The organism is Rhodococcus sp. SORGH_AS_0303, from assembly GCF_030819335.1.
Taxonomy (GTDB): domain Bacteria; phylum Actinomycetota; class Actinomycetes; order Mycobacteriales; family Mycobacteriaceae; genus Rhodococcoides.
In genome coordinates this window covers 2646570-2673436 of record NZ_JAUTBO010000001.1, presented here as the reverse complement: position 1 = coordinate 2673436, position 26867 = coordinate 2646570, and the positions used below count along the sequence as shown (strand labels likewise).

Here is a 26867-nt window from a genome sequence, read left to right as displayed (position 1 = left end):
CGGTCGATGTCGGCGTCAGCGAATGCCGAGGATGGCGTCCAGCAGCGACGGAACACTCGGCGCGGTCACGATCGTCGGGGTCGCCAGATCGAACGCCCCGAGCGCGGTGAGTACGTCGTCGCTCTGGGTCGCCGGGCCGCCGTAGGTGTTGGCCGCGACCGTGAAGTCGTCGCCGATGGAGGCCGAGGCGACGACGCTGGACCCGTCGTCCGCCCAGCCCCACTTCGTTCCGGTGGCGGCGGCGAGTCGACCGGTGCCCCAGTCCTGGACCGTGCCGTCGGCCGCGACCGGTAGCGCCGTGGTCATCCACGTGAGGACGGGGCTGCCGGGATCGGTGCGCTTCTTGGTGTCGAGGAAGCGCACGGTGTCGGCCGTGCTGGTGTAGGAGTCGCCCCAGAAACTGCCTCGCGAGGTCGCGGTCAGTCCGTACTGGCGCGCCGCGGCGTCGATGGCGCCGGGGTACTTGCTGTCGAGCAGCGAGGCGGCCCAGTCGTCGCTCACCTGGATCATGCGAGCGGTGAGGTCGCGGTCCTCCGCGGACGAATCACCGTGTCGGAGCACGTGATCCGCCAGGTAGAGCTTGACCGTGGAGAGTCCCGGCCGTGCCTCGTTCTCGTTGGCAGTGCCGACGTGGACGCCCGTGGAGAGCGAGGTGTACGACAGGGAGGTCCGCTCCGGGACGCCGGAGAAGTCGCCCGGTGCGGGCGCGGCGCTCGCGGGGGCCGCGAGTGCGGTGACCAGTGCGACGCCCACTGCGGCGGTCGCGAACCAGGTGGCCGGTCGTCTGTGTCGAACGTTCATCGTGCTGCCCCTCCGGCGGTCGTGCCGCCGACGAACGACGAACACCGTCGAATCTATTGCCTCCGCTACCGGAACGGTGGACGACGCCGCGGTGGCGTGGTGGGGATCACATACCCGCGCGGCCCGGTGATCACGCTGTCCCGGAGTGAACAGCCGCTGAGAAATTGCTGTGACTCGTCGGCATGTTCACCGATCCGTCACCGCACTGTCGGATCGATGGGCAATACTCGCGTCGTGACACGCACACCCTTCCCCGCAGCCTCCCGGTCGACGACGCCCGGCGCAGCACCCCTGTCCACCGATCCGACGGATCCGTCGGAGACCGACCTCGCGATGGTCGCCTTCCTGCGACGGTGGTACGTCTACGGCGGCGGCCGCGCCGAGGACATCCTGGTGGAGTTCGGACTCACGCCCCACGAGTTCTTCGGTCGTGTGAAGGTGTTGCTGGAGAACGGCGTTCGGGTCACCGACCGCGCGCTGGTCGAGCCCATGCTCGCCGTCTGCCGGAAGCGGCTCTGGCTCGGTCAGTGACGACCGGCCTCACACCGACCGTGAAGTGACGTTCTCTCGCTCCGACGACCGCCGTGTGCGTGTCGAGGGACACGCACACGGCGCACGCGTCTGTCAGCGCAGGTGATGGACCTCCTGCAGCCCGTACACGGGGGTGTCCAGGCCTTCGTACCGAGCCTTCAGCTGTAGGCCGAGGTAGAGCGAGTAGTGCCGCGACTGGTGCAGGTTGCCGCCGTGGAACCACAGGTTGTCCTGCTGCGTCGGCTTCCACATGTTGCGCTGCTCGCCCTCCCACGGGCCGGGGTCCTTGGTGGTGTCGGAACCGAGACCCCAGCACTTGCCCACCTTGTCGGCCGTCTCCTGGTCCACCAGGTCGGCCACCCAGCCGTTCATCGATCCGTAGCCCGTCGCGTACACGACGAGATCGGCCTCGAGTTCCGTCCCGTCGGACAGCACCACCGCGTTCTCCGTCAGGTGGTCGACCTGGCCGCCGACGAGGTGGATGCTGCCGTCCGCCACCAGCTCCGAGGCGCCGACATCGATGTAGTAGCCGGAGCCGCGCCGCAGGTACTTCATGAAGAGTCCGGAGCCGTCGTCTCCGAAGTCGTGCTGGAAGCCGGCCTTCTCGAGGCGGTCGTAGAAGTCCCTGTCCTTCTCGGCGATCTGCTGGTACACCGGGATCTGGAACTCGTGCATGATGCGGTACGGCAGTGAGGCGAAGGTGAGATCCGCTTTCTGCGTGGTCATTCCGGATTCGACGGCGCGCTCGGAGTACAGGTCGCCCAGCGCGATCTCGCACAGCGAGTCGGACTTGACGATGTGAGTGGACGATCGCTGGAGCATCGTGACGTCGGCGCCCGTCTCGAACAGCGCCTTGCAGATGTCGTGCGCCGAGTTGTTCGAGCCCACCACCACGACCTTCTTGCCGACGTAGGCGTCCGGACCGGGATGCTGACTCGAGTGATGCTGCTCGCCCCGGAAGACGTCCATTCCCGGGAAGTCGGGGATGGAGGCCTTGCCGGACATGCCCGTCGCCATCACCAGCTGCTTCGGTCGCAGCGTCACCTCCTCGCCGTCACGATCGACCACCACGGTCCATTCCCCGGCCGCCTCGTCGAAGGTCGCCGACAGGGCCGTCGTCTTCGACCAGTACGGCACCTCCATGACCTTCGTGTACATCTCGAGCCAGTCGCCGATCTTGTCCTTCGGGGCGAACACCGGCCAGTTGTCCGGGAACGGCAGGTAGGGGAGGTGGTCGTACCAGACCGGATCGTGGAGGCACAGCGACTTGTAGCGTCCTCGCCATTGATCACCGGGGCGCTCGCCGCGATCGACGACGATGGCCGGGACGCCCATCTGACGCAGGCGAGCGCCCAGAGCGATGCCACCCTGACCGCCGCCGACGACGAGGGCGTAGGGCTGGATGCCGTATCCCAGTTCCTTCTCCTCCGCCTCGCGTCGCTCGGCCCAGGTCTTCGTCTCCTTGTTCGAGCCGTGCACAGCCCCCATCGGTCGCGCGTGCCCGCGCGGTTCCTCGTACCCCTTCAGTTCCTGCATCGTCGTCAGCAAGGTCCAGGCGAGCGACTCACCGGACTCCGCGTCGGTGCGTAGCCGCAGATGTCCCTTGCCGCGTGCCGTCGCGGTCTCGAACTCGATCCATGCGGAGGTGACACCGTCGGCCTCGTCGGGTGTCTCGGTCGTGCGGAAACCCTGCGGAGCGACGTCGGCGAGCCGTGCCGTCAGCATGTCGGCGATACCGTCGCGTCCCTCCACCGTCTTGAGGTTCCAGGTGAACGTCACCAGGTCGCGCCAGAAGCTGTCGACGGCGAACATCGCGACGACTCGATCGATGTCCCGCGCAGCGAGCCCCGCTTCGAAATCGGCCAACCATGCGTCGACCCGCTGCTGCGGCGAGATGCTCTGCGTGGGTGGCTCGAGGGTCTGGGTCATGACAACTCCGTCTTCGTCGTTCCGTGGTCGTGCTCGTGTGATGCACAGCACACGCCGTGGACGCGGTCCGAGGAAGAGTTGCAGCGGGTTGCAGTCGCAGGTGCAACCGACTGCAACCCTGTCGAGCTGTGCCGCGTGTCACATAGAACGGTGATCACGGCCGTCGCTGGGACGGCCGGTGAGGAGTCGAACGATGCGCGCAGCGGTGTACCACGGGCCCGGCAAGGTCGAGATCGCCGATGTTCCGGAGCCCGACCCGGGACCGGATCAGGTGAAGATCGCCGTCGGTGCCAACGGCATCTGCGGTACCGACCTGCACGAGTACTACGCCGGTCCGATCTTCATTCCCACTGAGCCGCACGCCCTGACCGGTCAGCAGATGCCGCTGATTCTCGGCCACGAGTTCTCCGGCACCATCACCGAGCTCGGCGCGGGAGTGACGGGATGGTCGATCGGCGACCGTGTCGCCATCGAACCGCTGTACCGCTGCGGGCACTGTGGTCCGTGTCGAGCCGGCAACTACAACGTGTGCCAGTCGATCGGCTTCCACGGACTGATGTCCGACGGCGGTATGGCCGAGTACACGGTGGTGCCGACCGACATGCTGCACGCGCTGCCGGACTCCGTGTCCCTCGATCTGGGTGCGCTGGTCGAGCCGATGTCGGTGGCCTACCACGCGGCGACTCTGGGTGAGGTGCGCGAAGGCGACACCGCGATGGTGTTCGGGGCGGGACCGATCGGCATCGGACTCTGGTTCGCGCTGCGCGGCAAGGGGCTCGACGACATCCTCGTGGTGGAGCCGTCCGCGACCCGGCGGGCAGCGATCGAGGCGCTCGGTGCACGCACTCTCGACCCCACGTCCGTCGACGTCCCCGCTTTGGTGGCCGACGAGACCGGCGGGCGCGGCGCCGACGCCGTGTACGACGCGGCCGGTGTCGCGCCGGCGGTGGCGACCGCGCTGGCGTGCGTCGGGTCCCGCAAGCCGATGGTCAGCGTGGCGATCTACGAGAAGCCGCTCACCACACCGCTTCTCGATCTGGTGATGAAGGAGGCCCGCATCCAGGGGTCGCTCTGCTACACCTCCGCCGACTACGACGCCGTCATCGCTCTGATGGCCGACGGCGTGTACGACCCCACCGGGTGGGTGTCGCGCATCGGGATGGACGCGGTGATCGACGACGGCTTCGAGGCACTGCATGCCGGCACGAAGATGAAGGTTCTCGTCGATCCGTCGCTCTGACCTCCGTCCCGGACGTCCACCATCACATGAAGGAGACACGCATGAGCATCGACGGACAGGTCGCACTCGTCACCGGCGCAGGACAGGGAATCGGGAGGGGAATCGCCCTCCGACTCGCGCGGGACGGCGCGGACATCGCCCTCGTCGACGTGCACCCCGACGGCATCGGCCAGGTCGCCGACGAGGTGCGGGAGCTCGGTCGCGCAGCCACGACGATCGTCGCCGACGTCAGCGATCGCCGCCAGGTGTTCGACGCCGTGAACCGGGCCGCCGCCGAGCTGGGAGGTCTCGACATCATGGTCAACAATGCCGGGATCGCACTCGTCGGCCCGCTGTCCGAGGCCACGCCGGAGGAGGTCGGCCGCATCCTGTCGATCAACGTCGAAGGTGTGCTGTGGGGTATCCAGGCGGCCGCCGCGACGTTCATCGAACTCGGTCGGCCCGGCCGCATCATCAACGCGTCGTCCATCGCAGGGCACGACGGGTTCGAGATGCTCGGTGTGTACAGCGCCACCAAGTTCGCCGTGCGCGGTCTCACGCAGGCCGCCGCCAAGGAGTACGCGTCCGCCGGGATCACCGTGAACGCCTACTGCCCGGGTGTGGTCGGCACGGACATGTGGGTCACCATCGACAAGCGGTTCGCCGAACTGACCGGCGCGGAGGAGGGTGCGACCTACGAGAAGTTCGTGGGCGGTATCGCGTTGGGCCGAGCCGAGACTCCCGACGACGTCGCGGGATACGTGTCCTACCTCGCCGGGCCCGACGCGGCGTACATGACCGGTCAGGCCGGTCTCATCGACGGCGGACTCGTCTACCGATGACCGATCGGGACAGACCCGGGCATGACGCGCACTGTGATGTGGAGCACAATCGGTGTCGATGACTCGAACCTCCGAACCCGAGCCCGCCGTCGCGGCAGGTGAGGACCCACGTCGATACGCGCAGCTGCTGTCCGCCGTGTACGACGCGACCATGTCGGGTGCCCGCGCGCCCGCTCGCCCCCGCGACGTCATCGGTGACTCGTGGCAGCGCGTGATGAACCTGGGTGTCGATCCGGAGAACCGCGGACCCGCAGATGCTGTCGACGCCGCGGCACTCGAGCAGATGCGTCGGGACTCGGGGCTCGTGGAGATCCTGCCGGAGTTGACCGGGAGCCTGCGTTCGGTTCTGCAGGACTCCGACAACCTACTGGTGGTCGCGGACCGGCTCGGGCGGGTGCTGTGGCGCAGCGGGGCACCCTCGGTGCTCGACCGCGCCAATCGGCTCGGCTTCGTCGAGGGGGCCGACTGGGCCGAGGACAGTGTGGGAACCAACGCCATCGGCACGGCACTGGTCTCGCGCTCGGCGGTGCAGATCTTCTCCGCCGAGCACTTCGTGCGCACTCACCACGCGTGGACCTGCGCGAGCAGTCCCATCAAGGATCCGCGTACCGGCCGGGTGCTGGGCCTCGTCGACGTCAGCGGACCCGCGAGTTCGGTGCACCCGACCACGCTGGCGCTGATCGATGCCGTGTCTCGACTCGCCGAAGCTCAACTGCGTGAACAGCATCGACGCACGCTCGACAACCTGCGCTCGGTGGCGGCGCCGATGCTGGCTCGGTCGGAGACGCCCGCGCTGGCCGTCGACGGGCACGGGTGGGTCGCGGCGGTGGCGTCGGTCCCGGTGCGCAATCGGGTGCTGCTCCCCGACGAGGTGGCGCCGGGCCGACTGTGGGTACCGACGCTCGGCGTGTGCGATCTGGAGCCGCTGCCCGGTGGCTGGATGGTGCGACCGGCGTCCTCGCAACGCGACGGAGTGGTCGACGGGGAGTCGACGCCGACGAACATCCGCATCGACGTGTCCGACCCCTCGCGCACCGTGGTCGAGGTGTCGAGTCCCTTCGGAACCTGGTCCCACGAGCCGACACCTCGGCACGCGGAGATCCTCTTCCTGCTCGCCGCGAGGAGGGACGGGCGCACCGCGGCAGAACTCGCGACGGAACTGTTCGGCGACAACGGCCGTGCCATCACGGTCCGGGCCGAGATGTCACGGCTGCGCAAGGCCTTCGCCGGCGTGGTGCTCGCGCAGCCGTACCGGATCGACGAGTCCGCTGTCGTGGAGCTGGCCCTTCCGGCGGATCGCTCGCGCATCTTGCCGTACTCGGCGGCGCCGGCCGTGCGCGCGCTGCGCGCACCGGCCCGGTGAGCCTGGCTAGTGTCGCCTGATGGACACGCGCCTCGAACGTGCAGAGATCGTGCGGACGCTGAACGGTTTCGAGAGTCGGCTCATCGAGGGCGGTGACGAACGACGCGCATCGGTCGTGGTGGCCGTCGGCGGGGAGCCCGGCGATCGGCACGTGCTGCTGACGAAGCGGCCCTCCCGGATGCGCGCGCATCCGGGCCAGTTCGCGTTGCCTGGCGGGCGTGTCGACGACGGCGAGACACCGGTCGATGCCGCCCTGCGCGAACTCGACGAGGAGGTCGGCATCCGAGTCGGCCCGGACTCCGTGCTCGGGACGCTCGACGACTATCGGACCCGCTCCGGCTACGTCATCCGTCCGTTCGTGGTGTGGATCGCGGACTGGACCGGGGACGCGGTGCCCAATCCTGACGAGGTGGAGTTCCTCTACCGCGTCACCGCGGACGAGCTCGACGTCGACGCCCGGTTCGTGTCGATCGCCGAGTCGCCGCGACCGGTGGTGCAGTGGCCTTTCCGCTCGAGCCTGGTGCACGCGCCCACGGGCGCGGTGGTGCACCAGTTCCGCGAGGTGGTGCTCGGTGGGCGGCACACCCGCGTGCACGACTACGAGCAGCCGGTCTTCGCCTGGCGGTAGCGGCTCGTCGGGTCCGGACGGCGCGCCCGTGTGGAAAGCTCGGGGGATGACCGATCCGGCGTCCGACAGCCCTCGCGACGTGGTCGCCGGTGTCGTCGGCGATCGCATCCTGACGGTGCCCAATGCTCTGAGTGTCGTTCGTCTGCTCGGGGTGCCGGTGTTCCTGTGGTTGTTGCTGGGGGAGCAGGCGTACGGCTGGGCGCTGCTGCTGCTCCTGCTCAGCGGGGCCACGGACTGGTTGGACGGCAAGCTCGCCCGGCTGCTCGACCAGTCGTCGGCCCTGGGTGCTCTGCTCGACCCGTTCGTCGATCGCCTGTACGTCGTCACCACACTGGTGGGGTTCGCCCTCGCGGGCATCCTCCCGTGGTGGGTGGCCGTGGTCCTGATCGCGCGGGACGGCATCCTCGCACTCACCCTGCTGCTCTACCGGCGGCGGGGACTCGCTCCGCCCGAGGTGATCTACCTCGGCAAGGCCGCGACGTTCGTTCTGATGAGCGCCCTGCCGTTCCTCCTCGCCGCGCGGGTGGACTGGGTCGGCGCCGACGTGATCGCGGTTCCCGCGCAGGCCCTGCTGGTGTGGGGGACCGCGCTGTACCTCTACACGGGCGCGCTGTACCTCGGCCTGGCGCTCGGTCCGGTCCGACGCCTCCCGCTCGCCGCACGATGAGCCGGGGAGCGCCCGCCTTGCGGAGGCGGAAAGCTCGCCAATACGCTCAGCGCGAGTGCGGTTCTCCTCGTCCGCACCGCGACAACGCCTGCGAAAGGACCCGGTTCACGTGAGCCAGACCGATATCCCCACCGAGTTGCGGTACACGGCCGAGCACGAATGGGTCCAGCGGACCGGCCCCACCACCGTGCGCGTGGGCGTCACCGACTACGCACAGTCGCAGCTCGGCGACGTCGTCTTCGTTCAGCTGCCCACCGAGGACGATGCGGTGTCGGCCGGTGAGTCGCTCGGCGAGGTGGAGTCCACCAAGAGCGTCTCCGACATCTACGCCCCGCTGTCGGCCAAAGTGGTTGCGGTGAACGGTGAACTGGACGGCGACCCCGAACTGGTGAACAGCGATCCGTACGGCGCCGGCTGGCTCGTGGACCTGTCCGTCGACTCCGAGAGCGATCTCGACGACGCCCTCGAGGCGATGATGGACGCCGAGGGGTACGCGTCGATCACGACCACGTAACAGCCGTGCCCGGCGGGCGGGCAAGCACGCCCGGGCGACGGTGTGTGCAAGGTACGGTCGGTAAGGTCCTCACGTGGTTCGGCGGCACCCCGGTCGGGGAACCGCGGAACCGTCAGACAAGCGTGACAAGAGAATGTGCTGAATCGCCTCGTGGGTGAGGGGCGATCAGATCGAGGAGGAGAAACGTGAGCGATAACGGCAACGACGGCGTCTACGGAGAGTCCCCCGCGGAGACCACCTCGGTCTTCCGAGCGGACTTCCTGAACGAGATCGATTCCGCAGCGGCGCCCCAGGGCTCCTCCGACGCACCGGTCTCCGGGGTCGAGGGTCTGCCCGTCGGTTCCGCCCTGCTCGTCGTCAAGCGGGGCCCCAACGCGGGCTCGCGCTTCCTGCTGGACCAGCCCACGACGTCCGCGGGACGCCACCCGGACAGCGACATCTTCCTCGACGACGTGACCGTGAGCCGTCGCCACGCGGAGTTCCGTCAGGACGACGAGGACTTCCAGGTCGTCGACGTCGGCAGCCTCAACGGCACCTACGTCAACCGTGAGCCCGTCGACTCCGCCGTTCTGGCGAACGGCGACGAGGTGCAGATCGGCAAGTTCCGCCTCGTGTTCCTGACCGGTCCGAAGGGCCAGTCCGCAGGCGGTCAGCTCGGCGAGACGTCTGCCGGCGCAGGTAGCTGATGACGGCAGTCGGGCAGCAGTCCGGTGGCGGCATGTCGATCGGGTCCGTACTCGATCGACTGCGCCCGGACTTCCCCGACGTCACCATTTCGAAGATCCGTTTTCTCGAGGCCGAGGGACTGATCTCCCCGGAACGAACGGCGTCGGGTTACCGGAGATTCTCCGTCGAGGACTGCGAGCGCCTGCGCTACGTCCTCACGGCGCAGCGTGATCACTACCTTCCGCTGAAGGTCATCAAGGAGCAGCTGGACGCGCTGGACAACGGCATCCGTTCCGTGGGTCCCGACGGTGTCGCCGCGGCGCCCAAGGGGCCTCGTGTCCTGGCTCTGGCGCCCGGAAGTGTCTCGCCCACCGAGTTTCTCGGGGAGCGGCGCGTCCGGATGAGTCGTGCCGACCTGCTCGAGCGTGCGGGCGTGGACGAGCCGTTCCTGCTCGAACTGCAGAAGAGCGGCCTCGTCTCGGCGGGTCCGGCCGGCTTCTACGACGAGGAAGCCGTGGTGCTCGTGCGCACCGCGTGGGCGATGGCGCAGTACGGGCTCGAGGTGCGGCATCTGCGCGCGTTCAAGCTCGCCGCGGACCGCGAGGCGAACCTGCTGGCTCAGGTCGCCGGGCCGGTGGCCCTGGGCCGTGACGCGGGTGCGCGAGACCGCGCCGAGGAGCTCGTCCGGGAGCTGGCCGCGTTGTCGCTGTCCTTGCACACGTCGTTGGTCAAGTCCGCGGTGCACGGGATACTGGACAAGTAGTCCCGAGGGCGTGCGTCGGCCGCTCGCACGGCCGGTCGTCGGCGCCGCGGGTCAATACACTGGAGAGCACGTCCGCCCCGTCGAGTGCGCGGGCGACGAGTCACAGCAGCTGGGAGGCGGCGCGATGGGCGAGATGCGCGTGATCGGTATCCGGGTGGAGCAGCCACAGAATCAACCTGTTCTGCTATTGCGGGAGTCGGACGGCGAACGGTACCTGCCGATCTGGATCGGCCAGACGGAAGCCACGGCGATCGCACTGGAGCAGCAGGGCGTGCAACCGCCGCGTCCGCTGACCCACGATCTCATCGGTGACATCGTCACGGCCCTCGGGCGATCCCTGAAGGAAGTCCGCATCGTCGATCTCCAGGAGGGCACCTTCTACGCCGACCTGGTCTTCGACCAGGACGTGCGTGTCTCGGCACGCCCGTCGGACTCGGTCGCCATCGCCCTGCGAGCCGGCGTGCCGATCTTCGCGGAGGAGCCCGTTCTGGCCGAAGCCGGTCTGGTCATGCCCGACGAGCGCGAGGACGAGGTGGAGAAGTTCAAGGAATTCCTGGACACCATCTCGCCGGACGACTTCAAGGCGACCGACGGTTAGATAACGATCGAGTCTCACCCTTGAGTTGAGGTTGAGGCTTACCGCGTGGCGCGTTGCCTCACGGCTCCGCGGTCCATAGCGTTCGGGTCGATGAAGGACGTGCCGCTCACCGCGGTGAGGGCGTATTCTCGACCTCGCCGAGCGTCACGGATGTCATCGTCGTTCTCACCGCGCGTACCGCACAGGTCCGCGGACGAGGACTCCAGGCGGACCATCCGAGAGGGAGAGAAACACGTGGCAGATCAGCCGCAGGAGCCGGAGCAGATGAGCCTGCTGGCATCGAACGACGTGGACGAGGTGCAACCCGGTCTCTTCCCCGACGATTCGGTTCCGGACGAGTTGGTCGGCTACCGCGTCCCCAGTGCGTGCCAGATCGCCGGCATCACCTATCGGCAGCTGGACTACTGGGCCCGCACCGGCCTCGTGGTGCCGTCCATCCGCGGCGCGGCAGGATCCGGCAGCCAGCGGCTGTACTCCTTCAAGGACATCCTGGTACTCAAGATCGTCAAGCGACTGCTCGACACCGGCATCTCGCTCCAGAACATCCGCGTCGCCGTCGACCACCTCCGTCGTCGTGGCGTGGCGGATCTGGCCCGCATCACGCTGTTCTCGGACGGCACCACCGTCTACGAGTGCACGTCCGCCGAAGAGGTCGTCGACCTGCTGCAGGGCGGACAGGGCGTCTTCGGGATCGCGGTCAGCGGAGCCATGCGTGAACTGACCGGTGCCATCGCCGACTTCCCCGCCGAGCGTGCCGACGGCGGCGAGAGCCAGCCGACGCCCGAGGACGAGCTCGCCTCCCGCCGCAAGAATCGCGCGAGCCGCAAGACCGGCTGACCTGCCGGCGCGCACTCCCATATACTGAGTAAGCGTCGACGCCGCACGGGAGAGCTTCGCCGGGACACGGTCCGTCACAGGACCGAGCCCGACGAGCGCCGAAGGAGCAGCACCTCTCCGTCAATCTCTCAGGCACCCGGGACCGTGCGGGCTCCGACGCCTCTGGAAAGTGGTGGAATCGTCCACCCGCCCACGGGGAAAGGCGCCGTACACGGCGGCCGAATCTCTCAGGCGCCCGGTGGTCTCGGGCATCACGACAGAGGGAGAGGGGCGTCCCTCCCTGCGTGTGGGGCGTGCACCTCGCCACCACCACGGGAGATCACGTGACCGCCGAACCCCGCTCGACCTCCGGACTCCGTACCTTCGTCGACCGCCACATCGGGCCCGACGCGGAGCAGACCGCGCGACTTCTCGACGTCATCGGTGTGGCGAGCCTGGACGATCTCGCTGCCGCCGCGGTTCCCGCCGACATCCTCGACGCGGCCGTCGACGGCATCGCGGACGGCCTGGACGCTTTGCCCGCGCCGGTCTCCGAGCACGAGGCACTCGCCGAACTGGCCGCGCTGACCGCGAGCAACACCGTCGCGACGTCCATGATCGGCCAGGGTTACAGCGCCACGCTCACCCCGCCCGTCCTGGTGCGCAACATCCTCGAGAACCCGGCCTGGTACACCGCGTACACGCCGTACCAGCCCGAGATCAGCCAGGGCCGACTCGAGGCACTGCTCAACTTCCAGACCATGGTGTCCGACCTGACGGGTATGGACATCGCCAACTCCTCGATGCTCGACGAGGGCACCGCCGCGGCGGAGGCCATGACGCTGCTGCGCCGAGCCGGCAAGTCGAAGTCGGCCCGCCTGGTCCTCGACACCGACCTGTTCCCGCAGACCCGCGCCGTCATCGCGACGCGCGCAGAGCCGCTCGGCATCGAGCTCGTCGACGCCGACCTCGCGGCGGGCCTGCCCGAGGGCGAGTTCTTCGGTGTCGTGTCGCAGACGCCGGGAGCATCGGGCCGCATCGTCGACCTCACGTCGGTGATCGCCGAGGCGCACGATCGGGGCGCCCTCGTGGCCGTCGGCGCGGACCTCCTCGCCGCCACTCTCGTCACCTCGCCCGGCGAGCAGGGGGCCGACGCGTGCTTCGGCACGTCGCAGCGGTTCGGCGTCCCGATGGGCTTCGGTGGACCGCATGCGGGATACCTTGCCGTGCGCACCTCCCACGCTCGTCAGTTGCCGGGCCGCCTCGTCGGCGTCTCCGTCGACGCCGACGGATCGCCCGCCTACCGCCTGGCTCTGCAGACACGTGAGCAGCACATCCGCCGCGAGAAGGCGACGTCCAACATCTGTACCGCGCAGGTGCTCCTCGCCGTCGTCGCCGCGATGTACGCGAGCTACCACGGTGCCGACGGGCTCACCGCCATCGCGCGGCGCGTCGCCGGCCACGCGGCCTCGCTGGGTGCCGCGCTGCGCGCCGGTGGCGTCACCGTGGTGCACGAGAACTACTTCGACACCGTCCTCGCCCGCGTACCCGGCCGCGCGGCCGAGGTGGTCGCCGCCGCGAAGACGACCGCCGCGATCAACCTCCGCCTCGTCGACGACGACCACGTCGGCATCTCCTGCGACGAGGCCACGATCGACGCTCATGTGGAGGCCGTGCTGCAGGCCTTCGGTGTCGAGCCGGCCTCCGGCTCCGCGCCGATCGCCGTTCCCGACGCCCTCTCCCGTACGTCGGAGTTCCTGACGCACCCGGCGTTCACGCGGTACCGCACCGAGACCGCCATGCTCCGGTACCTCCGCGCGCTGTCCGACAAGGACATCGCCCTCGACCGCAGCATGATCCCGTTGGGCTCGTGCACCATGAAGCTCAACGCCACCGCGGAGATGGAGCCCATCACGTGGCCGGGCTTCAACGCCCTGCACCCCTTCGCGCCCGCGGACGATGCTCCCGGCATGGCGCGCATCATCAGCGACCTCGAGGAGTGGCTCGTCGCGGTCACCGGCTACGACGCGGTGTCCCTCCAGCCGAACGCGGGCAGCCAGGGCGAGTACGCAGGCCTGCTGGCGATCCGCAACTATCACCGCAGCCGCGGGGACGACGCACGCACCATCTGCCTCATCCCGTCCAGTGCCCACGGCACCAACGCGGCGTCCGCCGTGATGGCCGGGATGAAGGTCGTGGTGGTGGCGTGCCGCACCAACGGTGACGTGGACGTCGACGACCTGCGCGCCAAGGTGGCCGAGCACGCCGAGTCGCTGGCCGCCATCATGATCACCTACCCCTCGACCCACGGCGTCTACGAACACGAGATCGGCGACATCTGCGCCGCGGTGCACGACGCGGGTGGCCAGGTGTACGTCGACGGCGCGAACCTCAACGCTCTGGTCGGCGTGGCGCGCCCCGGCCGCTTCGGCGGCGACGTCAGCCACCTGAACCTGCACAAGACGTTCTGCATCCCGCACGGCGGCGGCGGCCCCGGCGTCGGTCCGATCGGCGTCCGCTCCCACCTCGCGCAGTTCCTGCCCGGACACCCGTTCGTGGAGGGTCTCGGTGAGACCGGTGCGATCTCGGCCGCACCGTACGGTTCGGCGTCGATCCTGCCGATCACGTGGGCCTACATCCGCATGATGGGTGCCGCCGGTCTACGGCGCGCGACCCTCACCGCGATCGCGTCGGCGAACTACATCGCCCGCCGACTCGACGAGTACTTCCCGGTGCTCTACACCGGCGATCGCTCGATGGTCGCGCACGAGTGCATCCTCGATCTGCGGCCCATCACCAAGCGGACCGGGGTGACGGTCGACGATGTCGCGAAGCGGTTGGCGGACTACGGTTTCCACGCACCGACGATGAGCTTCCCGGTGTCGGGCACCCTCATGATCGAGCCGACCGAGAGCGAGAATCTCGACGAGATCGACGCCTTCGTCGACGCCATGATCGCCATCCGCGCGGAGATCGAACGAGTGGCGTCGGGGGAGTGGACCGTGGACGACAACCCGCTCCGGGGCGCGCCGCACACGGCGCACTGCCTCGTCACGGACTGGACGCACCCGTACTCGCGCGAGGAGGCCGTCTACCCGGCCGGCACCTCGCGCGCCAAGGTGTGGCCGTCGGTGCGGCGGATCGACGGCGCACACGGCGATCGCAACCTCGTGTGCTCGTGCCCGCCGATCGAGGCCTTCGCCTGACCTACTGACACTGACGCGATGTGATCAGCGCGCCGTCCGGAGCTCCAGCAGAGAGATCTCGGGCGGCGCGCCGATGCGTACCGGGGGACCCCAGGCGCCGGCGCCGCGGGTGGTGTAGAGCGTGGTGTCGCCGATGGTGTCGAGGCCCTGGACCGAGGGCTGTTGCAGCGGTACGAGATACACGATCGGCCAGATCTGTCCGCCGTGAGTGTGGCCGGAGACCTGCATGTCCACACCGAGATCGGACGCCTGCGTCGCCTGCTTGGGCTGGTGCGCCGAGAGCAGCTGGAAACGGGCCGGGTCGGTGCCCTCGAGGGCTGCCGCCAGATCCGGCTCGTACGGTTCCGGCGCCGTGAGGTCCTCGATGCCGACCAGGTCGATCGTGTCGACGCCGCGGGTGAGCGGGACCGTCTCGTTGCGCAGGACCCGCAGTCCCAGCGAGTCGTACAGGTCGAGCCACGCGCCGCCGTCGCCCGCATAGAACTCGTGGTTGCCGCTGGTGACCACGACACCCAGCGGCGCCGACAGTTCGCTCAGCGGAGCCAGTGCCGGGCCCACGAGGTCCACGGTTCCGTCGACGAGGTCCCCGGCGATGATGACGAGATCCGGCTTCTCCGCCATGAGGGTGTCGACGACCCCCTGCACGAACTCCTCGCCGCGCGCCGGGCCGACGTGCAGGTCGGACACCAGTCCCACCCGCACACCGTCGAACGACGCGGGCAGTGCTGCGAGTTCGACTGTCGTCCGGGTCACCTTCGGGGTGGCGGCCGCGACGACTCCGTACGCGACGGCCACCACGGTGCCGAGGACGAGAACGGCGGTGGCGGGACGCACGAAGGTGCGCCGTGCGGACACCCCGTCGCGGTGGGCGACACGCGCTCCGATCCGCACCACCAGGGCGCCCACGGCGATCAGCAGGGAACCGAGGCAGAGGTACAGGAGTGCGGCGAGCCAGGTCAGACCCGGGTACGCGACGTAGCGGGCCCACGAGGGATCCAGTACCTCACCGCTGCCGATCCCGACCACCGCGGCGGCCCAGAACGCCACGAGAACGGCATCTGCGGCGAGGCGTGCGGCGCCGGTGAGTCCGGTGGCCACCACCAGACGGCGGTGCAGGACGAACGTCACGATCGCCAGGAGCACGGCGAACGTCAGCATGCGAATCACGGGGAAGCCCTTCGGCATTCGGTGGAGATCGTCACCGGTCGGAGGACAATCGGTCGAGCGTGGCGGTGAGTGTGGGGTCGGAGGAGGACACCTCGACGAGGTCGCCTCCGGTCTGGCCCGCGAGGCTGCGCAGCGTCGCGATGTCCGAGTTCTGGGTCAGCGACACCACGTCGATGCGGACCGGACGAGCAGGGTCCGACGCGGCCGCGATCGACTGGAGGAAGGACGCGGCGGAGATCGAGGTGTCGTCGTTCGGGCCGTCGGTGACGAGAAGAACCGAGTTGGTCCCGTCGCCCGACCAGTTCTGCACCGCCGATTCGTAGGCCGCCTGCACGGAGGCGTAGGTCGAGGTGGCGGTGGCGGGAGACAGACCGGCGAGAGAGCTGTCCAGTGCGGCGCGAGACTCGGAGTTCGCCTCCGTGAGCGGTACCTCCACCCGGTACGGCCGTGATCCGTCCAGTGCCCGGCTGTACGTCCACAGGCCGATCCGGCTGGTGTCGGGAACCGCGCCGATCACCTGACGCAGGGCGGACGTCACGTTGGTCAGGCGCGTGGCGGACCCGTCGATCGACTCCATCGATCCCGACACGTCGAGCAGGACGGTGGTGCTCGACGGGCGGGTGGGTGACGCGAGGGTGTCGAGCACCGCCGTGCGCGCCGCCGGCTCGGGCGATGCGGCGGGCTGACCGATCGCCGGGAACGTCAGTCCCGCCACCGACGGAGGTGTCGCCTCGGTGGTTCCTTCGGCGGTGGGAACGCGGAATCCCTGTCGCAGGAACGCCTGCTGCTGATCGGCTCCGCGGGCGAACTCCGCGAACGCGGCCGCAGCCGCGCGTCCGGTCGCATCACCGTCCGAGAGCACCACTGCAGGATGGTCGGCACTCGGCGTCGAACCGGCCGGGCGGAAGGCGGCCAGCTGCTGGCCCTCCGTGATTCGGTTGTACAACTGCTGTTCGGTGACCGGGACGGCGTGGACCGGGGCGGCCGCGGGGTCGCCGCCCTGCACCATCGCATCGAGAGCGGCCGCAGCATCGGCGGGCGGTGTGGGAGACGCGTCCGTCGCCGCGCGGGAGAGCGCGGAGACCGCCGACACGACGGGCGCGGACGCAGCCTGATCGGCGGTCAGCGACGCGGTGGAGGCGGTGGGATCGACGACCGCCGCAGCCACCGACACCAGAGCCGCGGTGGTGGTCGACCCCGCCGGCAGTGCCGGTCGCAGGGATCCCCAGCCCACGGCGCCGATGGCGTCGAGCGACTCGGGGGTGGCGGCGAGACGAGGTAGGTCGGCCCACCCCACGGCCGCCGCTCCCAGGGTGTCGGCGAGCGTCGGCGCGACGCCGAGGACGACGGGACTGGTGGCGAGAGACCGCGGGGTGCTGTCGACCCGCCGCGCGTCGATCAGCGGCGCCGCATCCGCCGAGGTCGCCGGGATCCACAGCGACGGACGAGGACCGGCCGCCGCGTCGTACGGATCGGCCGCGAGGGCCGCTGCCGCGACGTCCGACGCCGTCTCGGTCACCGTCGTGGTGACGCAGTGATCGCGCACCACCGGCGCCGTGGCGTCCCACGTCGCGGCGACCGTACGCACGGCGTCGGCGATGTCGGGATCGGCCGTGACGGCCAGCACGGCGTCACCCTCCACACAGGCCTTCGCGGCCTGCTCACCCTCGTCGGTGATCCGATCGCGCAGGGCGAACCAGCCCAGGACGGCCGCGACGAGCAGCACGAGGACGACGACGACCACGACGGGTCCGCGGCTCACACCGCGACGACCACCCGACGTGGACGCGGTGCGACGATGCTCTCCCACCCTCGGTACCCGTCCTCTCTCGTGCTGCTCCCGGCCTCCCAGTCAGGATGCCTGGTTCGCTGCCTTGTACTCGCGACGGCGCGCGTGGAGGATCGGCTCCGTGTACCCGTTCGGTTGCCGGGTTCCCTCGAGGATGAGGTCCTTGGCGGCGTTGAAGGCGATGTTGGAATCCGAGTTCTCGGCGAGCGGTCGGTAGGTCGGGTCGTCGGCGTTCTGCCGATCGACCACCGGCGCCATGCGTGCCAGCGAGGCGACGACGTCCTGCTCGGTCACGACGCCGTGATGGACCCAGTTGGCCAGCAGCTGGCTCGAGATGCGCAGCGTCGCACGGTCCTCCATGAGCGCGACGTCCTCGATGTCCGGAACTTTCGAGCAGCCGACGCCGTGGTCGATCCACCGGACGACGTATCCCAGGATCGACTGGCAGTTGTTGTCGAGCTCACGCTGCTTGTCCTCGTCGCTCCAGGAGGTGTCGGCAGCCAGTGGGATCTCGAGGATGTCGTCGACCGTGGCTCGGCGAGCCTTCGCGATCTCCTCCTGGCGGGCGAAGACGTCGACCTGGTGGTAGTGGGTGGCATGCAGCGTGGCCGCGGTGGGCGACGGGACCCAGGCGGTGTTCGCACCCGCGCGCGGGTGACCGATCTTCTGCTCGAGCATGTCGTGCATGAGATCGGGCATCGCCCACATTCCCTTGCCGATCTGCGCCTTGCCCTCGAGGCCCGCCGCGAGACCGGTGTCGACGTTCCAGTCCTCGTAGGCGGCGATCCACTTCTGCTTCTTCATCTCGGCCTTGCGCACGACGGCTCCGGCTTCCATGGAGGTGTGGATCTCGTCGCCGGTCCGGTCGAGGAAGCCGGTGTTGATGAACACGACGCGTTCCTTCGCCGCGAGGATGCAGGCCGCGAGGTTGACCGTCGTGCGACGCTCCTCGTCCATGATGCCGACCTTGAGGGTGTTGCGGGGGAGGCCCACGACGTCCTCGACCCGCGAGAACAGCTCGTTCGTGAAGGCGACCTCGTCGGGACCGTGCATCTTGGGCTTCACGATGTAGAGCGAGCCGGTGCGGCTGTTGCTCAGCGCGACGTCGTCTCGCAGGCTGTGCTTACCCGTCAGGGACGTCATGACGGCATCGAGAATGCCCTCGGGGATCTCGTTGCCGTCCTTGTCGAGGATCGCATCGGTGGTCATCAGGTGCCCGACGTTGCGGACGAACAGAAGCGACCGGCCGTGCAGCACGAGTTCGGAGCCGTCCAGAGCGGTGTAGACGCGATCCGGATTCATGGTGCGGGTGAAGGTCTTCCCGTTCTTCGACACCTCCTCGGCGAGATCGCCGCGCATCAGACCGAGCCAGTTGTGATAGCCGAGCACCTTGTCGTCGGCGTCCACGGCGGCGACGGAGTCCTCGAAGTCCATGATCGCGGTGACCGCGGACTCGAGCAGCACGTCCTTCACGCCCGCGGCATCGGTGCTGCCGATGGGACTCTCGGCGTCGATCTGCAGTTCGAAGTGCAAGCCGTTGTGGACGAACAGGATGCCGGTCGGTGCGGACGGCTCACCCGTGTAGCCGAGCAGCGAGTCCGGTGACGCGAGACCGACGGTGTCGCCGGAGGACAGGGTGACCGCCAGGGCGGACCCGTCGACGACGTACGACGTGGCGTCCGCGTGCGAGCCGGACGTCAGCGGCACCGCGTCGTCGAGGAACGTGCGAGCCCACGCGATGACCTTGTCGCCGCGCACCTTGTTGTAGCTGGTGCCCTTCTCCGCGCCGCCGTCCTCGGAGATGGCGTCGGTGCCGTAGAGCGCGTCGTACAGCGAGCCCCACCGGGCGTTGGAGGCGTTGATGGCGAAGCGTGCGTTGAGGACGGGGACGACCAGCTGCGGGCCGGCCGTCGTGGTGATCTCGGTGTCGACGCCCTCGGTCGTGATCGCGAATGCGGCAGGCTCGTCCTGCAGGTACCCGATCTCCTTCAGGAACGCCTTGTACTGCGCGCGGTCGTAGCCGGCTCCGGGGTGCTCGGAGTGCCAGGCGTCGAGCTTGCCCTGGATCTCGTCGCGGGCCTCGAGGAGCGCCCGGTTACGGGGCGCGAGATCCTCGAGGAGGGACTGCACACCCGCCCAGAACGCATCCTGATCCACACCCGTGCCGGGCAGAGCCTGCTTCTCCACGAACTCGTGCAGCACTGCCGCCACCTGCAGATCGCCGACCTGGACGCGTTCCGTCATCACAGCCCCTCACTTGACTCTCGCCTGTCGCGGCGTCGTGCCGCGCTGGATCGCCCCGATGTTACCCAGTGGTAGTGCGGAGCCCACCGGTGGTGGCGCGCGGGACGATCACGAGCAGGAATACCTGCGACCCCCACGGCGTCGTACTCGCCATGACGACATCGACGACTTCCCGCCCCGCCGACGCGAGCGGCACCTTCCTGCTCGGTGGAGACCTCGAGATCACCCGGCTCGGTTACGGCACCATGCAGCTGCCCGGAGAAGGCGTCTGGGGGCCGCCGCGTGACCGCGACGAGGCGATCCGCGTGCTGCGGCGATCGGTCGAGTTGGGCGTGACTTTCTTCGACACCGCAGACAGCTACGGCCCCGAGGTGGCCGAGGACCTGCTCGCCGAGGCGCTGCGTCCCTACGCCGACGACATCGTGATCGCGACCAAGGCCGGGCTCACCCGGCAGGGCCCCGGGCAGTGGACCCCGGTCGGTCGTCCCGCATACCTCCGCCAGCAGGCGGAGTTGTCGCTGCGCCGTCTCGGTGTGGACCGCATCGACCTGTTCCAGCTGCACCGGATCGACCCGGACGTCGCGCTCGAGGATCAGGTCGGCGAACTGAAGGCGCTGCAGGACGAGGGCAAGATCCGGCACATCGGCCTCAGCCAGGTGTCCGTCGAGGAGGTGACACAGGCGCAGAGGATCGCTCCGATCGTGTCCGTCCAGAACCTCTTCAACCTCACGGACCGCTCCTCCGAAGAGCTCCTCGACTGGTCGACCGAGCAGAACATCGGCTTCATCCCGTGGTTCCCGCTCGCCACCGGAAAGCTCACCGGCGAGGGCAGCCCGCTGACGGAGCTGGCCCAGCGGCACGGCGTCTCCGCGTCGCAGCTCGCCCTCGCGTGGCTGTTGCGTCGATCCCCGGTGATGCTGCCGATTCCCGGAACGTCGTCGGTGTCCCACCTCGAGGACAACGTCGCCGCCGCGAGCATCGAGCTCAGCGACGAGGAGTTCGCCGAACTCTCGGCCGTGGGCGTCTGACCCGAACCGTCAGCGCAGACCGGCGAGCAGGCCGCCGATCGCGACTCGCAGAGCGGCTCCTCGTTCCGCGATCGCCGACTGGGCGCGTACGTACTCGGCGCGCCCGGTCGGGGTCTCGACACGCACGGGGGAGTAGCCGTACGCCGTGAGGTCGTACGGGCTCGCCCGCATGTCCAGTTCGCGCGCCGTCATCGACAGCGCGAAGCAGTCGAGCAGCAGTTCGGACGGCAGCAGCGGTCCGAGCTTCGCCACCCACTTGTACAGATCCATCGAGGCGTGCAGGCAGCCCGGCTGTTCCGTCAGGAGCCGGTGCTCCGGCGTCAGCTCGAGCGCGTTCCGCGGGACCGCGTCCGGGGTGAAGAAACGGAACGCGTCGTAGTGGGTGCAGCGCAACGGCATCGACTCCACCACCGCGTCGGTGCCGTCGTGACCGAGGCGCAGCGGCACGTCGTGACGCAGAGCCTCGTCCCCGCCGCGGTAGACCATCGCCCACTCGTGCAGACCGAAGCAGCCCAGCTGCGCCGGGCGGGTGGCCGTCCGGCCGATCAGGGTGCTCACGAACTCGATCGCGGACGACCGCCGGTCGAGGAACTCGGACGACACCGTGACGCCGGGTCGCCCGCCCACGGCGACGTCCACGTACCCGGAGCGTCCGCGGTAGTCCTCGATGCCCGCCCCGGTCAGTACCGAGCCGTGACCGGGGTGCCACCGGCGCAGATGGCCCGGCTTGAGGCTGTAGTAGGTGAAGAGGAAGTCGAGCACCGGATGCGGCTCGCCGACCGCGCGCCGCTCCAGATAGGCACCGATCATCTCGTCCACCCGCTCGCCGTGAGCGTGCCGCCGAGGATGCCACGCGTCCGGTCCGAGAACGACGAGATCGGTGTCCGACACGACGGACGTCACGTCGCGTCGGGCCCGGGGACGACGTCCTCCACGAGGTGGGTGCCGTCACGCACCGTGCCGACGAACTCCTCGACGAGGTCCTCGAGAGCGACGATGCCGATGGTGCCCTTGCCCGTCTCCACCACGGCGCCGAGGTGACTGCGTCGGCGGCGGAGACCGGCCAACGCCTCGTCGAGAGGGGTGCGTGCGTCGATGATCGGCAGAAGGCGGACGTCCGAGCGCGGGATGATGGTCTTCGAGTCGGCCAGCGGGTCCGCCATCAGATCGAGGACGTCCTTGATGTGGAGATACCCGATCATGCCGTCGGTCTCGTCGCGGACCGGGTACCGCGAGAAACCGGTCTCGCGGACGGCCTCCTCGATCGCACCCAGCGTGGGTCCCTTGGGTCCGCAGACCACCGTGCGGGCCTTGTCCAGCGGGATGAGGACCTCCCGCACGGTGCGACCCGACGTCTCGAGAGCCTGTGTCAGCCGGCGGTGCTCCTCCTCGTCGATGAGTCCCTCCGAGCGGGACTCGCCGATCATGTCGGAGAGCTGGTCCGCCGACACCGACGAGTCCAGCTCGTCCTTCGGCTCGACGCGCAACAACCGCAGTGTGCCGTTGGCGCACAGGTTGTAGAACGAGATCAGCGGCTTCGCGACACGTAACCACCACAGATGCACGGGCACCAGCAACATCGCCGTCGCTTCCGGTCCGGCGATCGCGATGTTCTTCGGCACCATCTCGCCGATGAGGATGTGCAGGATCACCACGATGCCCAGGGCGAGGGCGAACCCGATGGGGTGCAGCAGGGAGTCGGGTACGCCGAGCAGCTCGAACGGACGCTCGATCAGGTGGGCCACGGCGGGTTCCGCCACGCGCCCGAGCAGGATCGAACAGATGGTGATGCCGAGCTGCGCGGCCGCGAGCATCATCGACAGGTTCTGACCGGCCTCGATGACCGTCTGAGCCCGTTTCTTGCCCTGCACCACCAGACTCTCGAGGCGGTCGCGGCGTGCCGAGATCAGAGAGAACTCCGCACCGACGAAGAAGGCGTTGAGGAGCAGGAGGACGACCGCGAGGCCGACGGCGAGAAGGTCACCCATCGAGGGCCTCCCGGTCGTGCTCGCGGACGGTCTCGGCGCGCAGCCGGGTGATCTCGTCCTCCGCGGCCGGGCGAACGAGGATCCGGTCGATCCGGCGCCCGTCCATCGCGTCCACGCGCGCGACCCAGCCGCCCTCGTCGGACTCGAGGTCTCCGCTCGGGGGCGGCAGGATGACCTGGTCGCCGGCGTCGGGGATGCGTTCGAACTGCGTCAACACCAGGCCACCGAGGGTGTCGTACTCGCCCTCGGGTGCCGCGTACCCGGTGAACTCGGTGACCTCGTCGATGCGCAGGAGTCCGGAGCAGAGCCACCCGTCGGCGACGCGTTGGACGTCGACCTCGCGGGTGTCGTGCTCGTCGCGGACGTCGCCGACGATCTCCTCGATGAGGTCCTCCATGGTGACGATGCCCGCGGTGCCGCCGTACTCGTCCACCACGATGGCGACCTGCATGCCGTCGGCGCGCACCCGTTCCATGACGGTATCGCCGTCCAGGCTCGAGGGGACGTTGGGGACACGCTGCGCGAGGGAGCTGACCGTCGTTCCGGCGCGGCGCTCGGCGGGCACGGTGAACGCGTGCTTGATGTGAACGACGCCCACGGTGTCGTCGAGGTCGCCGTTGACGACGGGGAACCGGGAGAACCCGGTGCGGGCCGCGGTGTCGATGAGGTCGGCGACCGTGTCGTCCGCGGCGAGGGTCTCGATCTTCACGCGGGGGGTCATCAACTCCTCCGCCGTGCGCTCGCCGAACTGCAGCGAGCGGTCGACGAGGAGAGCGGTGCGCTGGTCGATGGAGCCGTGTTCCGCGGAGGAGCGCACCAGCGACCCGAGTTCCTGGGGCGAGCGCGCCGAACGCAGTTCCTCCGCGGGCTCGACGCCGAGGCGGCGGACCACCCAGTTCGCGGAACCGTTGAGACCGTTGATGGCCCAGCGGAAGACGAGGGAGAATCCTGCCTGCAGGCCGGCCGTCGCCCGCGCCACCTTCATCGGATTGGAGATGGCCATGTTCTTGGGCACCAGCTCGCCGAACACCATCGACGCCGACGTGGCGATGACGAGCGCCAGCACCAGTGACACGGCGCCGGCGAGCGAGTCGGACGCACCGAGTGCCGTGGCGGCGGGGGTGATGAACCGCGCCAGCACCGGTTCGGCGATGTAGCCGGTGATCAGTGTGGTGATGGTGATGCCGAGCTGCGCACCGGAGAGCTGGAACGACAGCGTCCTGTGCGCGTGCTGGACCTGGCGGGAACGCATGTCACCGTCGCGGGCCGCCGCGTCGACGGTGCTGCGTTCGAGTGCGGTGAGGGAGAACTCCGCGGCGACGAAGATCGCCGTTCCCGCCGTCAGCGCGACGAAGCCCACGAGGGACAGGATCGGAACGAGAACGGTCACGAGGGACACACCTCGCTGCGACTCGAGGTGGTCGTCGGGAAAGCGCCGGGTGAGCCCGGCGACCTAGAGGAGCCCTCCGGAGAGAGACCGCCGGACGACTCCCCGTCGGGGGAGGGGCGGTCTCGGGACGGTCGGTCCGGGGACGGAGTGCCGGACCCGGGGGTCGGCGTCGTCGTGGGTGCCTCGGGCACCGGTGTCCTTCCTGTCGTGTGGCGTTCGCGTGGAGGCGACGCCTGCGCCGCAGAATCGGCGCGTGTCACAGCAGTACCCGCTCGGGGGGCGCCGCTATCGCACACATCGTATCGTCGCCGACCCGGAATCACCGAGTCGGCGGCGTGAGCACGAGTGCGGCCGAGATCACCAGCCGGACGGGAGCGGCCGCCCCTCGGCGAAGCCCGCCGCAGACTGGATGCCGAGCACGGCATCCCGATGCAGCTCCTCGAGCGAGCGCGCACCGGCGTACGTGCAGGTGCTGCGCACACCCGCGCAGATGTGGTCGATGAGGTCCTCGACACCGGGCCGCTCCGGATCGAGGCGCATCCGCGAGCTGGAGATGCCTTCCTCGAACAGGCCCTTGCGCGCCTGGTCGAACGCGCTGTCCGCCGCGGTGCGTGCGGCCACGGCTCGCTTCGACGCCATGCCGAAGCTCTCCTTGTAGGCCACCCCGGCGGCGTCGACGCGGAGATCTCCGGGCGACTCGTGGGTGCCGGCGAACCAGGACCCGATCATGACGTTGGAGGCACCCGCAGCGACGGCGAGCGCGACGTCGCGGGGATGTCGGACCCCGCCGTCGGCCCACACGTGCTTGCCCAGCTCGCGCGCCGCGGCGGCGCACTCCTCGACGGCCGAGAACTGCGGGCGGCCCACGCCGGTCATCATGCGGGTGGTGCACATGGCGCCGGGGCCCACACCGACCTTGACGATGTCCGCGCCGGCCTCGATCAGGTCACGGGTACCCGCTGCGGACACGACGTTGCCGGCGACCAGGGGCACGCCCAGATCGAGCGCCGCGACGACGGCCAGCGCATCGAGCATCTTCTGCTGGTGGCCGTGGGCGGTGTCGAGCACCAGGACGTCGGCCCCGGCCTCGACCAGGGCGGCGGCCTTCGCGCCCACGTCACCATTGATGCCGACTGCGGCGGCGATGCGCAGGCGTCCGTCGGCGTCGGTGGCGGGCCGGTAGATGCCGGCGCGCAGCGCACCGGTGCGGGTGAGCACTCCCGCGAGTGCGCCGTCCGGTCCGGTCAGTACGGCGAGGTTCTCGTGCCGGGCCTCGAGCTGCTCGAAGATCTCGCGGGGACTCGTGTCCACGGAGGCCGTCACGAAGTCCTTGTCCATCACCGTCGAGAGGCGCGCGAAGCGATCGACGTCCGTGCACGCCGCCTCGGAGACGATGCCCACGGCCGTGTCACCGTCCACGACCACGACGACGCCGTGGGCACGCTTGGGCATGAGGGCGAGAGCGTCGGAGACCGAGTCCTCCGCCGTCAACACGACCGGGGTGTCCGCCACCAGGTTCCGGCTCTTGACGAAGGAGACCGTCTCGGCGACGGCCGCGGTCGGCAGGTCCTGCGGGATGACGACGATGCCGCCGCGTCGCGCGACCGTCTCCGCCATCCGGCGGCCGGCCACGGCGGTCATGTTGGCGACGACGATGGGAATGGTGGTCCCGGAGCCGTCGACACTCGCCAGATCGACGTCGAAACGGGACGTGACCGTCGTGTGGTTCGGGACGAGGAACACGTCGTCGTACGTCAGGTCGTAGGGCGGGCGCTGGTCGCGAAGGAAATGCACGGGACGCCAGCCTACGCGACCGACGGATATATCTTGCGGCGGCGACGTCGAGGGTGGGTCAGACAACCGGGACGGCGTCGTCCGCACGCCCCTGCTCCCGCGAGAGAACCACGGTGGTCACGATCATGACGATCACCGCGGAGGCGACGACCACGCCGCGCAGTCCGTCGAGGCGGAGCCGTTCGTCGAGCACCACGATGCCGAGGAACACCGCCGCCAGCGGCTCGCACACGGTCACCGCCGGCAGCGACGCCGCGAGCGGACCGGCCTGGAACGCTCGCTGCTGCAGGTAGAAGCCCGAGACTCCCGCGGCGATCAACGCGTACGTCTGCCACGCGGTGAGGGCGCCGAGCAGATCGGACTCCACCAGGTCGGTGACGTACTTGGTGAACGCGACGGCGACGCCGAACAGCAGCCCACCGCCGACTCCGAGCAGCAGCGCCGCACGACCGGGCTCGCGCGTGAGCACACCGGCGACAGCGCCGACCAATGCCACCGCCACCACGGCGGCCAACGGCAGTGCCCACACCGACAGCGGCGCGTCGGCGGTGCCCTCGGTGGGGTCGCCGACCGCGACGAACGCCACCAACGCGACCGTGAGACCCACGGCCGAGATCCAGGTGGCGCGCCGCATCCGCAGACCGGAGTACTTCGCGGCGAGGGGAAGCGCGAACAGGAGCATGCTGACGAGCAACGGCTGCACCACGGACACCGACCCGACGGCCAGGGCCGCCACCTGCACCAGGTATCCGCCCAGGTCGCCGACCACCCCGGCCCACCACCGCGGGCTGCGCACGAGACCCGAGATCAACGAGTCGCCGTCCGCGACCGCCGACGCCGCCGTCTGCTGAGCGACGGCGGCGCAGGCGAAGAGGAATGCCGCGACGAGCGAGAGCCCGACCGCGAGCACGGACGAACTCACGG

At 69.4% G+C, this 26867-nt stretch carries 23 protein-coding genes and 1 riboswitch; of the genes, 13 read left to right on the top strand and 10 right to left on the bottom strand.

Going from position 1 to position 26867, the window contains the following annotated elements:
* Nucleotides 1-15 precede the first annotated feature (15 nt).
* Nucleotides 16-801, bottom strand: coding sequence for a hypothetical protein (locus QE449_RS12575; protein WP_307108911.1), 786 nt, complete (start codon nucleotides 799-801; stop codon nucleotides 16-18).
* Nucleotides 802-1035: 234 nt separating this feature from the next.
* Between QE449_RS12575 and QE449_RS12570 the strand changes: the two genes are divergently transcribed.
* Nucleotides 1036-1332 carry a DUF3263 domain-containing protein gene (locus QE449_RS12570; RefSeq protein ID WP_156380489.1) on the top strand — a complete coding sequence of 99 codons (297 nt, stop codon included), beginning with the start codon at nucleotides 1036-1038 and terminating at the stop codon, nucleotides 1330-1332.
* 93 nt (nucleotides 1333-1425) lie between these two features.
* Here the strand turns inward: QE449_RS12570 and QE449_RS12565 are convergent, their stop codons facing one another.
* Nucleotides 1426-3261, bottom strand: a complete 1836-nt coding sequence (locus QE449_RS12565) for an NAD(P)/FAD-dependent oxidoreductase (protein ID WP_285184699.1) — start codon at nucleotides 3259-3261, stop codon at nucleotides 1426-1428.
* Nucleotides 3262-3454: 193 nt separating this feature from the next.
* On the opposite strand from QE449_RS12565, the gene QE449_RS12560 reads away from it, so the two are divergent.
* The 11 genes from QE449_RS12560 to gcvP all read left to right on the top strand — a co-directional run bounded on the left by QE449_RS12560 (nucleotide 3455) and on the right by gcvP (nucleotide 14543).
* Nucleotides 3455-4501 carry a 2,3-butanediol dehydrogenase gene (locus QE449_RS12560; protein WP_307108910.1) on the top strand — a complete coding sequence of 349 codons (1047 nt, stop codon included), beginning with the start codon at nucleotides 3455-3457 and terminating at the stop codon, nucleotides 4499-4501.
* Between the two features lie 41 nt (nucleotides 4502-4542).
* The gene (locus QE449_RS12555; RefSeq protein WP_222631303.1) at nucleotides 4543-5322 is read left to right on the top strand and encodes an acetoin reductase; all 780 of its coding nucleotides are present in this window, start codon (nucleotides 4543-4545) and stop codon (nucleotides 5320-5322) included.
* Between the two features lie 58 nt (nucleotides 5323-5380).
* Entirely contained in the window at nucleotides 5381-6685 is a 1305-nt protein-coding gene (locus QE449_RS12550) for a GAF domain-containing protein (RefSeq protein WP_307108909.1), read from the top strand.
* 19 nt (nucleotides 6686-6704) lie between these two features.
* Nucleotides 6705-7313: a CoA pyrophosphatase gene (locus QE449_RS12545; protein ID WP_222631300.1), complete on the top strand. Its 609-nt coding sequence runs from the start codon at nucleotides 6705-6707 to the stop codon at nucleotides 7311-7313.
* A gap of 46 nt (nucleotides 7314-7359) precedes the next feature.
* The gene (locus QE449_RS12540; protein WP_051613241.1) at nucleotides 7360-7980 is read left to right on the top strand and encodes a CDP-alcohol phosphatidyltransferase family protein; all 621 of its coding nucleotides are present in this window, start codon (nucleotides 7360-7362) and stop codon (nucleotides 7978-7980) included.
* A 109-nt stretch (nucleotides 7981-8089) separates the two neighbouring features.
* Entirely contained in the window at nucleotides 8090-8494 is a 405-nt protein-coding gene (gene gcvH, locus QE449_RS12535; protein WP_027505442.1) for a glycine cleavage system protein GcvH, read from the top strand.
* A gap of 185 nt (nucleotides 8495-8679) precedes the next feature.
* Nucleotides 8680-9180, top strand: a complete 501-nt coding sequence (gene garA, locus QE449_RS12530; RefSeq protein ID WP_027505441.1) for a glycogen accumulation regulator GarA — start codon at nucleotides 8680-8682, stop codon at nucleotides 9178-9180.
* On the top strand, nucleotides 9180-9923 hold the full coding sequence (locus QE449_RS12525) for a MerR family transcriptional regulator (RefSeq protein WP_027505440.1): 744 nt from the start codon (nucleotides 9180-9182) through the stop codon (nucleotides 9921-9923). The genes garA and QE449_RS12525 overlap by 1 nt, the downstream gene beginning before the upstream one ends.
* A 124-nt stretch (nucleotides 9924-10047) precedes the next feature.
* Nucleotides 10048-10521, top strand: coding sequence for a bifunctional nuclease family protein (locus QE449_RS12520; RefSeq protein ID WP_027505439.1), 474 nt, complete (start codon nucleotides 10048-10050; stop codon nucleotides 10519-10521).
* A gap of 234 nt (nucleotides 10522-10755) precedes the next feature.
* Entirely contained in the window at nucleotides 10756-11358 is a 603-nt protein-coding gene (locus QE449_RS12515; protein WP_027505438.1) for a MerR family transcriptional regulator, read from the top strand.
* 36 nt (nucleotides 11359-11394) lie between these two features.
* A riboswitch (glycine riboswitch) is annotated at nucleotides 11395-11513 on the top strand.
* A gap of 168 nt (nucleotides 11514-11681) precedes the next feature.
* The gene (gene gcvP / locus QE449_RS12510; RefSeq protein WP_307108908.1) at nucleotides 11682-14543 is read left to right on the top strand and encodes an aminomethyl-transferring glycine dehydrogenase; all 2862 of its coding nucleotides are present in this window, start codon (nucleotides 11682-11684) and stop codon (nucleotides 14541-14543) included.
* Nucleotides 14544-14567: 24 nt separating this feature from the next.
* Here the strand turns inward: gcvP and QE449_RS12505 are convergent, their stop codons facing one another.
* Genes QE449_RS12505 through QE449_RS12495 form a run of 3 tightly spaced genes read right to left on the bottom strand, consistent with a single transcriptional unit; the run spans nucleotide 14568 to nucleotide 19743 of the window.
* The gene (locus QE449_RS12505; protein WP_307108907.1) at nucleotides 14568-15710 is read right to left on the bottom strand and encodes a metallophosphoesterase; all 1143 of its coding nucleotides are present in this window, start codon (nucleotides 15708-15710) and stop codon (nucleotides 14568-14570) included.
* A 31-nt stretch (nucleotides 15711-15741) separates the two neighbouring features.
* The gene (locus QE449_RS12500) at nucleotides 15742-17520 is read right to left on the bottom strand and encodes a VWA domain-containing protein (RefSeq protein ID WP_307108906.1); all 1779 of its coding nucleotides are present in this window, start codon (nucleotides 17518-17520) and stop codon (nucleotides 15742-15744) included.
* Between the two features lie 42 nt (nucleotides 17521-17562).
* Complete coding sequence (locus QE449_RS12495) at nucleotides 17563-19743, bottom strand: malate synthase G (RefSeq protein ID WP_307108905.1); 2181 nt, start codon at nucleotides 19741-19743, stop codon at nucleotides 17563-17565.
* Between the two features lie 152 nt (nucleotides 19744-19895).
* Here QE449_RS12495 and QE449_RS12490 point away from each other — a divergent pair, with 152 nt between their 5' ends.
* Nucleotides 19896-20771, top strand: a complete 876-nt coding sequence (locus tag QE449_RS12490) for an aldo/keto reductase (RefSeq protein WP_027505433.1) — start codon at nucleotides 19896-19898, stop codon at nucleotides 20769-20771.
* 9 nt (nucleotides 20772-20780) lie between these two features.
* On the opposite strand, the gene QE449_RS12485 is transcribed toward QE449_RS12490, so the two are convergent.
* The 5 genes from QE449_RS12485 to QE449_RS12465 all read right to left on the bottom strand — a co-directional run bounded on the left by QE449_RS12485 (nucleotide 20781) and on the right by QE449_RS12465 (nucleotide 26865).
* Entirely contained in the window at nucleotides 20781-21674 is an 894-nt protein-coding gene (locus QE449_RS12485; RefSeq protein WP_373428293.1) for a 3-methyladenine DNA glycosylase, read from the bottom strand.
* The gene (locus QE449_RS12480) at nucleotides 21671-22759 is read right to left on the bottom strand and encodes a hemolysin family protein (protein WP_307108904.1); all 1089 of its coding nucleotides are present in this window, start codon (nucleotides 22757-22759) and stop codon (nucleotides 21671-21673) included. The genes QE449_RS12485 and QE449_RS12480 overlap by 4 nt, the downstream gene beginning before the upstream one ends.
* Nucleotides 22752-24149, bottom strand: coding sequence for a hemolysin family protein (locus QE449_RS12475; RefSeq protein WP_056445121.1), 1398 nt, complete (start codon nucleotides 24147-24149; stop codon nucleotides 22752-22754). Before QE449_RS12475 ends, QE449_RS12480 begins: the two co-directional genes overlap by 8 nt.
* A gap of 357 nt (nucleotides 24150-24506) precedes the next feature.
* Nucleotides 24507-25943 carry a GuaB1 family IMP dehydrogenase-related protein gene (locus QE449_RS12470; RefSeq protein ID WP_222631279.1) on the bottom strand — a complete coding sequence of 479 codons (1437 nt, stop codon included), beginning with the start codon at nucleotides 25941-25943 and terminating at the stop codon, nucleotides 24507-24509.
* Between the two features lie 58 nt (nucleotides 25944-26001).
* Complete coding sequence (locus tag QE449_RS12465) at nucleotides 26002-26865, bottom strand: DMT family transporter (protein ID WP_231476281.1); 864 nt, start codon at nucleotides 26863-26865, stop codon at nucleotides 26002-26004.
* Nucleotides 26866-26867 lie beyond the last annotated feature (2 nt).

Excerpts from the sequence above, each read along its gene's own strand:
- QE449_RS12575 (WP_307108911.1), bottom strand. The coding sequence starts at position 801 with ATGAACGTTCGACACAGACGACCGGCCACCTGGTTCGCGACCGCCGCA.
- QE449_RS12565 (WP_285184699.1), bottom strand. The coding sequence starts at position 3,261 with ATGACCCAGACCCTCGAGCCACCCACGCAGAGCATCTCGCCGCAGCAG.
- QE449_RS12560 (WP_307108910.1), top strand. The coding sequence starts at position 3,455 with ATGCGCGCAGCGGTGTACCACGGGCCCGGCAAGGTCGAGATCGCCGAT.
- QE449_RS12555 (WP_222631303.1), top strand. The coding sequence starts at position 4,543 with ATGAGCATCGACGGACAGGTCGCACTCGTCACCGGCGCAGGACAGGGA.
- QE449_RS12550 (WP_307108909.1), top strand. The coding sequence starts at position 5,381 with ATGACTCGAACCTCCGAACCCGAGCCCGCCGTCGCGGCAGGTGAGGAC.
- QE449_RS12545 (WP_222631300.1), top strand. The coding sequence starts at position 6,705 with ATGGACACGCGCCTCGAACGTGCAGAGATCGTGCGGACGCTGAACGGT.
- QE449_RS12540 (WP_051613241.1), top strand. The coding sequence starts at position 7,360 with ATGACCGATCCGGCGTCCGACAGCCCTCGCGACGTGGTCGCCGGTGTC.
- QE449_RS12525 (WP_027505440.1), top strand. The coding sequence starts at position 9,180 with ATGACGGCAGTCGGGCAGCAGTCCGGTGGCGGCATGTCGATCGGGTCC.
- QE449_RS12520 (WP_027505439.1), top strand. The coding sequence starts at position 10,048 with ATGGGCGAGATGCGCGTGATCGGTATCCGGGTGGAGCAGCCACAGAAT.
- QE449_RS12495 (WP_307108905.1), bottom strand. The coding sequence starts at position 19,743 with ATGACGGAACGCGTCCAGGTCGGCGATCTGCAGGTGGCGGCAGTGCTG.
- QE449_RS12490 (WP_027505433.1), top strand. The coding sequence starts at position 19,896 with ATGACGACATCGACGACTTCCCGCCCCGCCGACGCGAGCGGCACCTTC.
- QE449_RS12480 (WP_307108904.1), bottom strand. The coding sequence starts at position 22,759 with ATGGGTGACCTTCTCGCCGTCGGCCTCGCGGTCGTCCTCCTGCTCCTC.